Here is a 10254-nt window from a genome sequence, read left to right as displayed (position 1 = left end):
TCGAGCCTGCGCGCGATATAGCCGGCGGCGGCTTCGGCGGTCGCGGCATCGCCGGTGACCCTGGGGGTGAGCACGCCGGCGATCGCGGCCTGCTCGACCACCTTGCGGTCATAGCGGCTGTGCAGATTGTGCAGCGTGGCCCGGATGATCCGGGCGTCCTCCACCAGCGCCTGCAGGTCGCGGCCCTTGCGGTCCTCGCCCGATGCCATCTTGAAGACGCAGTCGTCGAGCCCGGTCTCGATCAGGTAATCCTCCAGCGCGCGCTCGTCTTTCAGGTACTGCTCGGACTTGCCGCGGTTGACCTTGTAGAGCGGCGGCTGGGCGATATAGAGGTAGCCGGCCTCGATCAGCGAAGGCATCTGACGAAAGAAGAAGGTCAAGAGCAGGGTCCGGATGTGCGCGCCGTCGACGTCGGCGTCGGTCATCAGGATGATCTTGTGGTAACGCAGCTTCGACAGATCGAAATCGTCGCGGCCGATGCCGGTGCCCAATGCGGTGATCAGCGTGCCGATCTGCTCGGAGCCCAGCATCTTGTCGAAGCGCGCGCGCTCGACATTGAGGATCTTGCCGCGCAGCGGCAGCACCGCCTGGAATTCGCGGTTGCGGCCCATCTTGGCGCTGCCGCCGGCCGAGTCACCCTCGACGATGAACAGTTCGGATTTGCCGGGGTCCTTCTCCTGGCAATCGGCGAGCTTGCCGGGCAACGAGGCGTAGTCGAGCGCGCCCTTGCGCCGCGTCAGCTCACGCGCCTTGCGCGCGGCTTCGCGGGCGGCGGCGGCTTCCACCACCTTGCCGACGATGATCTTGGCTTCGGCGGGATGCTCCTCGAACCAGGCCGCGAGCGCCTCGTTCAGGACGTTCTCGACCACGGGGCGCACTTCCGAGGACACCAGCTTGTCCTTGGTCTGCGAGGAAAACTTCGGATCGGGCACTTTCACCGACAGCACCGCGGTCAGGCCCTCGCGGCAGTCGTCGCCGGTCAGCGCGATCTTTTCGCGCTTGGCGTTGGCCTCGGCATAGCCGTTGACCTGGCGCGTCAGCGCGCCGCGGAAGCCCGCGAGATGGGTGCCGCCGTCGCGCTGCGGAATGTTGTTGGTGAAGCACAGCACGTTCTCATGGTAGCTGTCGTTCCACCACAGCGCCGCCTCGACGCCGATGCCGTTCATCTCGGTATTGATCACGATCGGCGAGGGCACCATCGGCTTCTTGTTGCGATCGAGATATCTGACGAATTCCTCGATGCCGCCTTCGTAGTGCATCGCCTCGCGCTTCTCGACCGCGTGGCGCATGTCGGACAGCACGATGTTGACGCCGGAATTCAGGAAGGCCAGTTCGCGCAGGCGGTGTTCCAGCGTCGCGAAGTCGTATTCGATATGGGTGAAGGTTTCCGGGGAGGCGAGGAAGGTCACCTCGGTGCCGCGCTTGCCATGGGCGTCGCCGACCACCTTGAGCGGCGCCACCGCATCGCCATGGGCGAATTCGATGAAATGCTCCTTGCCGTCGCGCCAGACCCGCAGCTGCAGCTTGCTCGACAGCGCATTGACGACGGAGACGCCGACGCCGTGCAGGCCGCCCGACACCTTGTAGGAGTTCTGGTCGAATTTTCCGCCCGCGTGCAGCTGGGTCATGATGACCTCGGCCGCCGAGACGCCCTCGCTGTGCATGTCGACCGGAATGCCGCGGCCGTCGTCGCGCACCGTGACCGAACCGTCGGCGTTGAGCACGACTTCCACCGCGGTGGCGTGGCCGGCCAGCGCCTCGTCGATGGCGTTGTCGACGACCTCGTAGACCATGTGATGCAGGCCGGAGCCGTCATCCGTGTCGCCGATATACATGCCCGGCCGCTTGCGCACGGCATCGAGGCCCTTCAAAACCCGGATCGATTCCGCGCCGTATTCGATGGGAATGGAATGCTCGGTGTCGGCGATGGTTTGCCGGGCAGGTTCTGTCATGTGTGGCCTTCGAGGGTGTCTTCGAATCAGCGGCGCAAAACAGGCGCTGAATCACCTATTTGTGCCATGAAAGGCGTGATGCGCCTAGCGCAAACTCTCCGACGGCAACCTGTTGAATAAATGGTGGTTTTTGGGTGTTTTTCAAGGCCGCCAAAAGCCGATTCCGAGGCCCCGCAAAAGCGCGATTCGGCGAAGCGTTTTGGTCGCCGGATCCGCACCGTTTGGCCCGCGGCCGCCGCCGGAAGGGATCGATGCTTCCCGGCGCGGTGCGCTCAACCCCGCCGGGCGATCCGTCCGGAATCGACGTCGAAAATCTCGCCCGAGCCGTCGATGTCGGTGAAGGCCGCGGGGTCGGCGCCGGTCATCCAGACCTGCGCTCCAAGTCTGGTCAGTTCGTCGAACAAAGCCGCGCGCCGGCCGGGATCGAGATGCGCCACCACCTCATCGAGCAGCAACAGCGGCGTGATGCCGGTCATGTCCGCGACCAGATTGGCATGCGCCAGCACCAGCCCGATCAGCAGCGCCTTCTGCTCGCCGGTGGAGGCGTCGCGCGCCGGCATGCTCTTTGGCGCGTAGATCACCTGCAGGTCGGTGAGATGCGGACCGTCCAAGGTACGGCCCGCCGCGGCGTCACGCGCGCGGCCGTCGCGCAGGATCTGCCGGTAGCGATCCTCCACGGCCGTGGCGGGCTCGCTGTTGAGCGCGTTTTCCATCCAGCCGTCGAGCATGATCTGCGCGGAGGGGAAGGCGGAAGCCTCGCCGCGCTCGCGCAGCATCGCGGCGAGTTTAGTCGCGGTCTGGCCGCGCGTCGCCGCGACCGCGACCGCGAGTTCGGCGGTCTCGCGCTCGATGGCGTCGCACCAATGGTCGTCGTAATTGCGCACCTCCAGCAGCCGGTTGCGCGAGCGCAGGGAACGGTCGAGCGCCGACACCCGGCTGGAATGCTCGGAGTCGATCGCCAGCACCAGCCGGTCGAAGAACCGCCGCCGTTCCGATGCCGCGCCCATGAACAGCCCGTCCATCGACGGCGTCAGCCACACCATGCGCAAATGATCGCCGAAGGCGGTGGCCGAACCCACCGGCTCGCGGTCGATTCGGCAGCGCCGGCCGGTGGCCGCGCCATCGCTGCCGGGCGGGTCGATGCCGGTGCCGAGCGTCGCCAGCCCGAGCGCGCCTTCGACTTCGGCCGACACCGCCCAGGAGCCGTCGCCCTGGTTGTCGGCGACATCCTCCAGCGTTGCGCGGCGCAGGCCGCGTCCCGGCGACAGGAACGAGATCGCCTCGAGGCAATTGGTCTTGCCGGCGCCGTTCGGGCCGACCAGCACCACCACGTCCCCGCGCGTCTCGAGGCTCGCCGCGCGATAATTGCGGAAATGCGTCAGGCTGAGGCGCTGGATGCGGGAGGCGGTCATGGGTGGAACTGTCGTCGATCTTTCTTCCCCTCTCCCCTTGTGGGAGAGGGTGGCGCCGAACGAAGTTCGGCGACGGGTGAGGGGTTCTTACGACTCGGCGAGCTTCACGAGAATATCCTCCAAGACCGCAGACGGCTGCAAAAGCACATCGTTGTTCCAGTAACGCGCAATCCGAAAACCCTCGGCCATCAGCACGTCTTCCCTCGCCGCGTCGCGTGCCGACGAAGCGTGTTGACTGCCATCGATCTCGATCACGATGCGCCTTTCGAAGCAAACGAAGTCGAGAATGAAGTCCTGGAAGGGGACTTGGCGTCGAAATTTGAAAGGCGCAAGGCGTCGATCGCGGAGCAGATGCCACATGGCCGCTTCAGCATCGGTAGGTTCGCGACGCATCCTCCTGGCGAAGTTGCGGATGCGCTTGGCGGTCGGCCGATGGTGTGGTGTCTGCGGCACGAACCCCTCACCCGTCGCCTTCGGCGCCACCCTCTCCCACATGGGGAGAGGGGAAGCTCGCGCGTCCGAAGGAGATTCCTACACCCGCATCGGCATCAGCACGTAGAGCGCGCCCTTGGCATCCTTGTCCTGCACCAGCGTCGGCGAGCCGGGATCGGCCAGCCTGAGCACCGCGACCTCGCCTTCGATCTGGGCGGCGATATCCAGCAGATAGCGCGAGTTGAATCCGATATCGAGCGGGTCGGAGGCGTATTCGACCTCGAGTTCCTCGGTCGCGCTGCCGGAATCCGGGTTGGTCACCGACAGCACCAGCTTGCCGGCGGACAGCGCCAGTTTTACGGCGCGGCCGCGCTCGCTGGAGATGGTCGAGACGCGGTCCACCGCGGCCTCGAAATCCTTCTTGTCGACGATGAGCTCCTTGTCGTTGTTCTGCGGGATCACGCGACCATAATCCGGGAACGTGCCGTCGATCAGTTTCGAGGTCAGCACCACGTTGCCAAGGGTGAAACGGATCTTGCCCTGCGACAGTTCGATCTTGACCTCGGCCTCGTTGTCCTCGATTAGCCGCTGCACTTCGCCGACGGTCTTGCGCGGCACGATCACGCCGGGCATGCCGGCGGCGCCTTGCGGCAGCGGCAGATCGATCTGGGCAAGGCGATGGCCGTCGGTCGCGACCGCGCGCAAGGTCGGCGCCTTGGCGCTGCCGGCGGTGTGCAGATAGATGCCGTTGAGATAATAGCGGGTCTCTTCCGTGGAGATCGCGAACTGGGTGCGGTCGATCAGCCGCTTGACGTCGGCGGCGGCCAGCGTGAACGAATGCGTCATGTCGCCGGCGGCGAGATCGGGGAAATCGTTTTCGGGCAGCGTCTGCAGCGTGAAGCGCGAGCGGCCGGCGCGGATCGCCAGCACCGAGCGGTCGCCGTCGCCTTCCAGCACGATCTGCGCGCCGTCGGGCAGCTTGCGCACGATGTCGTAGAACATGTGCGCCGGCACCGTGGTGGAACCGCCGGTGCCGGTTTCCGCGGCCAGCGTCTCGGTGACCTCGAGGTCGAGGTCGGTGGCCTTCAACGACAGCTGCGCGTTTTCGGCGCGCACCAGCACGTTGCCCAGGATCGGAATGGTGTTGCGGCGCTCGACCACGCGATGGACGTGGCCCAGAGACTTCAGAAGCTGCGCGCGTTCGACGGTAACCTTCATTGCAATACCCGCCCGATCCCTCAAGATGGAAAAGCCGGGCGGCCCAAAGGGCGCGCCGCGGCATTTGAAACCCGAAAAGCCCGATCCAGACTGGATTTGATCAAACCAACGGGGGGACCGCAAGGTGGCGCGGATGGCCCTCAAGCGCAAGCGAAACGGGGGGCGTTCCCCATTTTTTGCGGCCCCTCCCGGCAACCGGGAGGGGTGAGAAAATCCTACTCCTGCAACTGGCGCTTCAGCGATTCGACCTCTTCGGAGAGCGCAGCATCCTTGCTGACCAGGGCCTCGATCTTGCGAACCGCATGCAGCACGGTGGTGTGGTCGCGCCCCCCGAACCGGCGGCCGATCTCGGGCAGCGAGCGCAGCGTCAGCGTCTTGGCCAGATACATCGCGACCTGGCGCGGGCGGACCACATTGGCGGTGCGGCGCGACGACAACAGGTCGGAGCGGCTCACATTATATTGCCGGGCCACCACCCGCTGGATGTCCTCGATCTTGATGCGCTTGGGTTCCTGCGGACGGATCAGGTCGCGCACCTCGCGCTCGGCCATTTCCAGCGTCACCGGCTGCGCGTTGAGCTTGCTGTGCGCCAGCAGGCGATTGATGGCGCCCTCGAGATCCCTGCCGTTGTGGGTGATGGTGCGGGCGAGATAGTCCAGCACCGGTTCCGGGACGTCGAAGCTCGCATGATGGGCGCGGGCTGCCGCCACGCGCGACTTCAGAATTCCGAGCCGTAGTTCTTCGCCGAGCGAACTCATCTCGACCACGAGGCCGCCGGCCAGACGCGAGCGTACCCGGTCGTCGAGGCTCTCGAGGTCGGAAGGCGGACGATCGGCTGCGATCACCACCTGGCGGCCGGCGTCGATCAGCGCGTTCAGGGTGTGACAGAATTCAGCCTGGGTCGATTTGCCCTGCAGGAATTGCAGGTCGTCGATCACAAGCACGTCGATCCCGCGCAATGCCTCTTTGAACGCCAGCGCCGTCTGTGTTTTCAGCGCCGCGACGAAGCCGTACATGAACTTCTCGGCGGTGAGGTAGAGCACCTTGCGTTCGTTGCCGGAGTTGCCGGCCCATGTCACCGCCTGCAGCAGATGGGTTTTGCCAAGCCCGACGCCGGCGTGGATATAAAGCGGATTGAACATCACGGCATCGCCGCGCCGGCCTTCCGCCACCTGGCGTGCCGCGGCATGCGCCAGCGTGTTGGAGCGACCGATGACAAAGCTTCCGAAGGTCAGGCGCGGGTCGAGCGGCGAACCGCCGAGCGCGTCATGGCTGGCGGATACCGGAGCGGTCGCGCGCAGCTCGGGGGCGGGACGGCCATCCGCCCGCTCGGCGCGGCGCGCATCGACCGGCGCAGGAGCCTCCTTGGCGGGCGCCGCGCATCGCATCGCCGTGCGCACGGTGAGGTCAACCCGGTGTACTTCCGGCATTTCGGCCTGCCAGCAGGTGAGAACGCGCTCGGCATAATGCGCCTGGATCCAGCTCTTGAGGAACCGCGTTGGAACCGAAAGGCGGACGCTCTCCTGCTCGACGCTTTCCAGGTCCATTCGTGCAAACCAGCTGGTGTAGACGTCCTCCCCCACGCTCGAGCGCAGCCGACCCTTCACGCGTGACCAGCGATCTTGTTCCGTATTTGTCATTGCCTGAAAACTTTTCCGAAAGAGTAAGATTGCCTTGCGAAAACGCCGTGCAGGTTTCCTGCCAACGGCGCGACCTCAAGCGGGGCTTCGTCTTCAGCCATAGACCAGCCGTCCGGCGAAACCGCCGTTGGTCAGATCAAGGACTGGAAGAGAAGCTTCTCGAGGTCAGCGCGTACTCGACGGTGTATCCGGAGTTCGCGCGGGTGGCCGTGTGCCGGCGTCTAAGGCGTCCAATACGGCATCATTGGAAAAGGACATTTGATCGAATATCGCGCTGATTCCGTAAAGCATGCAACCTCCCCATCTCACCGTGATTGCGCACGGCAAGTTGTCATCCCACGTCTGTTTCAAATTCAGCCGGCAACGCCCGAACATCAAAATCGTTCAGTCGCAACGCCGCCTCGTTTGCCCACTCGTCTACCCGTCCAGGTGCTCCGCTTCCGGTGCTGCCGTCGGATGGTTTGGTGCGTATCTCTCTTGTTCGAAGCGAACGAGACACGAGTGCCTCGCCTGAGAAATTTCGACACAGAACCACATTCCTCATATCGCTATGAGGTTGAACCCGACAATCGCTTGGAAAGCGTCGCCAACGCGCACACCGCCGCCGATTTGCACGTCCGCCCCGTTTCTTAAACCGCGCTGGTCTGAAGAGCCGTGGGCGCCGCGAACGCCCTTAGAGATACAGCATGCCCCATTTCCCGCAACGGAAATGATTCCGCACCCGCGCCCGCAAAACGACTTCGCGTTTGCGAAATCAGGCAGCGCATTTCGCCGGAAGTGGCAAGGTTTTGAATCTGCGCGAAGATTCGAAAGCGTCGAACGACTGTGACATTTCTGACAATGCCCAAAATAAATTCATAAATCGTTTACGTTTAAATGTGGCGGGGAGGATTTTTCGAACAACTCTTCGCCACTATGCCGATAAGTGACTACGCAAGCGCGTTTTTTTTTGTTCGTCCGAAGAGGGTAACCCCACGCTGCTTTTGGAAGCGGGCGCGCCGTAGCAGTTGCAATTTCAAAAGCAAGGCCGAGCATGACCGGCGTCGATTTCGTGAAGCCCGGTGGCAAGGAGGCTAAACCCGCCTTCCTACATAGCGCCAGTAAAAACACGGGACGCGCAGGGACTTTTTGCGAGTCGCAACTTACCGAGTGCGGTGCCCCCAAAAATAGAAAGCCCGGCAAGGCCGGGCTTTTGACGAATTACATTTTCGTTCAGTTCATTTCGCCAGCTTGGCGATCTGATGGGTGAGCCGCGAAACCTTCCGGCTCGCATTGTTGCGGTGAATGATGTTGCGCTGCGCCGCCTGCATCAGTTCCGGCTCGGCGCGTGCCAACGCCTTCAGCGCGGCATCGCGATCGCCGCTCTTGATCGCTTCTTCGACGGTGCGAACCGCGCCGCGCATCTGGGTACGGCGTGACTTGTTGATGATGGTGCGGCGGGCAATCTTGCGCGTCGCCTTCTTGGCGGAACTCGTATTGGCCATGTTCTCAAATATCCTTCGGCGGTGACCGATCGCTAAGTGGTCGGGCTTCAACCGCGCCGGCCGTCCAACTGCGTGATCGACGATTTCGTGTTTTCAGACGTCCCTGACAACACCATATCTCTGCAAGCAAATACGCTTACATGACGGCGCCGCTCAAAGAACTGCGGCGGCGGGATTGCGCCCGCCGCCATTGGCGCCCTTATAGAGGCCACGCCTTGCAGCGTCAACGCCTTCCGGGCTCCCCAGGAACTCGGCGGCCCGGCCGGCAAGGCGGATAAGGTGCTGATGAGGTTGAATTTCCCGAGCTGCCCCGGTAAGGCCTGACGGCGCCTTCAGGCGCCAGAGATGTAAGGTGACGCATGATCCGCGGTTTTTTCCGACTGGTGGGACTACTACTGTTGGCGGGCGGATTTGTCTTCATGGTCTATGACGGGGCCCGTTGGGTCGCGGACCAGACCTTGCGCTTCACCCGGTTTGGTCAGTTCTGGAACGATATTCACCAATCCAGCCAGCAGGCGTTCCGGGCCTGGGTGGAGGGTCACGCGCCCTGGCTCTGGGACAGTGTCATCAAGGTGATCCTGGACCAGCCGGTTTTTGCAGTCATGGGCGTATTGGGCATTCTGTTGATGCTGGTGTTCCGGCCCCGCAAGCCGTTGATCGGGTATTCGCGAAACTGACGGGGTTGGCGGCGCTGCTCTGTGGCGAGGCGTCCGGCGTAACGGGGCTGCCCTGGTCTGCGTAGAGCCATATATTAGAGTTACACTCTTTATTAGAGACCACTTCGCTGTCGTGAATTCGAACGGATCCCGTCCGGAGGCCCCCCATGTTGTTCATGCGCAAAACCACTGCACTGCCGAACGCTGCCGAGGCGCTGCCGGGCCGTGCGCAACCAATCCCCACGGCCAAGAGTCATTTCGTCAGCGGCCATCAACTCAAGCCGCCTTATCCGCAAGGCCTGGAGCAGGCGGTGTTCGGGCTCGGCTGTTTCTGGGGCGCGGAGCGCAAATTCTGGCAGCTCGGCGACGGCATCTTCACCACCGCGGTGGGCTATGCCGGCGGTCATACCCCGAACCCCACCTATGAGGAGGTGTGCTCGGGCCGCACCGGCCATACCGAAGCGGTGCTGGTGGTGTTCGACCCCGGGAAGATCTCCTACGACCAGTTGCTCAAGACGTTCTGGGAAAGTCACAACCCGACCCAGGGCATGCGTCAGGGCAATGACGTCGGCATCCCGTATCGCTCCGCGATCTATACCTTTGGCGATGCGCAGCGCAAAGCCGCCGATGCGTCGAAAGCGGCCTACCAGAAGGCGCTGGCGGCCAAGGGACTCGGCGCGATCACCACCGAGGTCGCGCCGTCAGGCGAATTCTATTTCGCCGAGGATTATCATCAGCAATATCTGGCCAAGAATCCGGCCGGCTATTGTGGATTGGGCGGCACCGGCGTGTCGTGCCCCATCGGCGCCTCCATCAGCGCCTGATTGCTTTCCTCTTCGCCTCTCCCCGCCCGCGGGGCGAAGTCGTCCCGTTCCGCAGCGCGCCCGCAAACACGATTTATTAACCATAACCGGGGCAAGAATTCAGCTGTCTCGCGATGAAGGATGGCCAAGGTGCGGGCAGCGCGTGCGTTTCGATTGCCGATCATTGCCGCCATGGCCGCGCTTGCTCTGTCGGGATGCATGCAGACGGCCGGTCCGGCCGCGGTGGCTCAGCCTCAAGGCGATCTCGATTCCCTAGCCTACGGACCAGCCCCGGAGGGCGTCGCTCCCGCGCGATACGACGCCGCGGGTTCCGGCGGCGCCATCAGCGCACTTCGCAATGCCGCGGCGCCGCGGCAAGCCTACGCGCCCGTACCCGTCGCCTATGCGGCCGCGCCGATGCCGGCGGCCTATGACACATCCTACAAACTCGATGCCGGCGATAAATTGCGGGTCGTGGTCTATGGCCAGGAAGGCTTGACCAACGCTTACGCGATCGATGCCGGCGGCTCGATCACCATGCCGCTGATCGGCGCGGTACCGGCGCGCGGACGGACGCCGGCGGGCCTTGCTGCCCTCATCGCCGCCAAACTGCGCAACGGCTATATCCGCGATCCCTCGGTGGCGGTGGAGATCGAA

9 protein-coding genes are annotated in these 10254 nt (G+C 63.8%); 3 read left to right on the top strand and 6 right to left on the bottom strand.

The genetic code is table 11. The features are described from left to right. The 6 genes from QZ213_RS17985 to rpsT form a co-directional block, all read right to left on the bottom strand. Nucleotides 1–1952 (bottom strand): DNA gyrase subunit B (locus tag QZ213_RS17985; RefSeq protein ID WP_291687443.1); only part of this gene is annotated, 1952 nt, incomplete at its 3' end. A gap of 272 nt (nucleotides 1953–2224) precedes the next feature. After that, complete coding sequence (gene recF / locus QZ213_RS17980) at nucleotides 2225–3364, bottom strand: DNA replication/repair protein RecF (RefSeq protein WP_291687442.1); 1140 nt, start codon at nucleotides 3362–3364, stop codon at nucleotides 2225–2227. 87 nt (nucleotides 3365–3451) lie between these two features. Further along, nucleotides 3452–3817 carry an endonuclease domain-containing protein gene (locus QZ213_RS17975; protein ID WP_291687444.1) on the bottom strand — a complete coding sequence of 122 codons (366 nt, stop codon included), beginning with the start codon at nucleotides 3815–3817 and terminating at the stop codon, nucleotides 3452–3454. 78 nt (nucleotides 3818–3895) lie between these two features. After that, a complete protein-coding gene (gene dnaN / locus QZ213_RS17970; RefSeq protein ID WP_291687441.1) occupies nucleotides 3896–5014 on the bottom strand; it encodes a DNA polymerase III subunit beta in 1119 nt (372 codons plus the stop codon). Nucleotides 5015–5229: 215 nt separating this feature from the next. Beyond that, entirely contained in the window at nucleotides 5230–6654 is a 1425-nt protein-coding gene (gene dnaA / locus QZ213_RS17965) for a chromosomal replication initiator protein DnaA (protein WP_291687440.1), read from the bottom strand. A gap of 1217 nt (nucleotides 6655–7871) precedes the next feature. After that, nucleotides 7872–8138: a 30S ribosomal protein S20 gene (gene rpsT, locus QZ213_RS17960; RefSeq protein ID WP_291687439.1), complete on the bottom strand. Its 267-nt coding sequence runs from the start codon at nucleotides 8136–8138 to the stop codon at nucleotides 7872–7874. A 359-nt stretch (nucleotides 8139–8497) separates the two neighbouring features. Between rpsT and QZ213_RS17955 the strand changes: the two genes are divergently transcribed. The 3 genes from QZ213_RS17955 to QZ213_RS17945 form a co-directional block, all read left to right on the top strand. Then, complete coding sequence (locus tag QZ213_RS17955; RefSeq protein ID WP_291687438.1) at nucleotides 8498–8815, top strand: hypothetical protein; 318 nt, start codon at nucleotides 8498–8500, stop codon at nucleotides 8813–8815. A gap of 146 nt (nucleotides 8816–8961) precedes the next feature. Then, nucleotides 8962–9618, top strand: coding sequence for a peptide-methionine (S)-S-oxide reductase MsrA (gene msrA, locus QZ213_RS17950; protein ID WP_291687437.1), 657 nt, complete (start codon nucleotides 8962–8964; stop codon nucleotides 9616–9618). Nucleotides 9619–9789: 171 nt separating this feature from the next. Beyond that, nucleotides 9790–10254, top strand: a 465-nt coding sequence (locus QZ213_RS17945) for a polysaccharide biosynthesis/export family protein (RefSeq protein WP_291687436.1), incomplete at its 3' end; no start/stop codon positions are given.

The organism is Bradyrhizobium sp., from assembly GCF_017881085.1.
In the GTDB taxonomy this organism is placed as follows: Bacteria; Pseudomonadota; Alphaproteobacteria; order Rhizobiales; family Xanthobacteraceae; genus Bradyrhizobium.
Note: the sequence above shows the minus strand (reverse complement) of the source record. Positions and strands in the feature narration are given on the sequence as shown.

Coding starts and splice junctions, on each gene's coding strand:
- msrA (WP_291687437.1), top strand. CDS start 8,962: ATGTTGTTCATGCGCAAAACCACTGCACTGCCGAACGCTGCCGAGGCG.
- rpsT (WP_291687439.1), bottom strand. CDS start 8,138: ATGGCCAATACGAGTTCCGCCAAGAAGGCGACGCGCAAGATTGCCCGC.
- recF (WP_291687442.1), bottom strand. CDS start 3,364: ATGACCGCCTCCCGCATCCAGCGCCTCAGCCTGACGCATTTCCGCAAT.
- QZ213_RS17955 (WP_291687438.1), top strand. CDS start 8,498: ATGATCCGCGGTTTTTTCCGACTGGTGGGACTACTACTGTTGGCGGGC.
- dnaA (WP_291687440.1), bottom strand. CDS start 6,654: ATGACAAATACGGAACAAGATCGCTGGTCACGCGTGAAGGGTCGGCTG.
- dnaN (WP_291687441.1), bottom strand. CDS start 5,014: ATGAAGGTTACCGTCGAACGCGCGCAGCTTCTGAAGTCTCTGGGCCAC.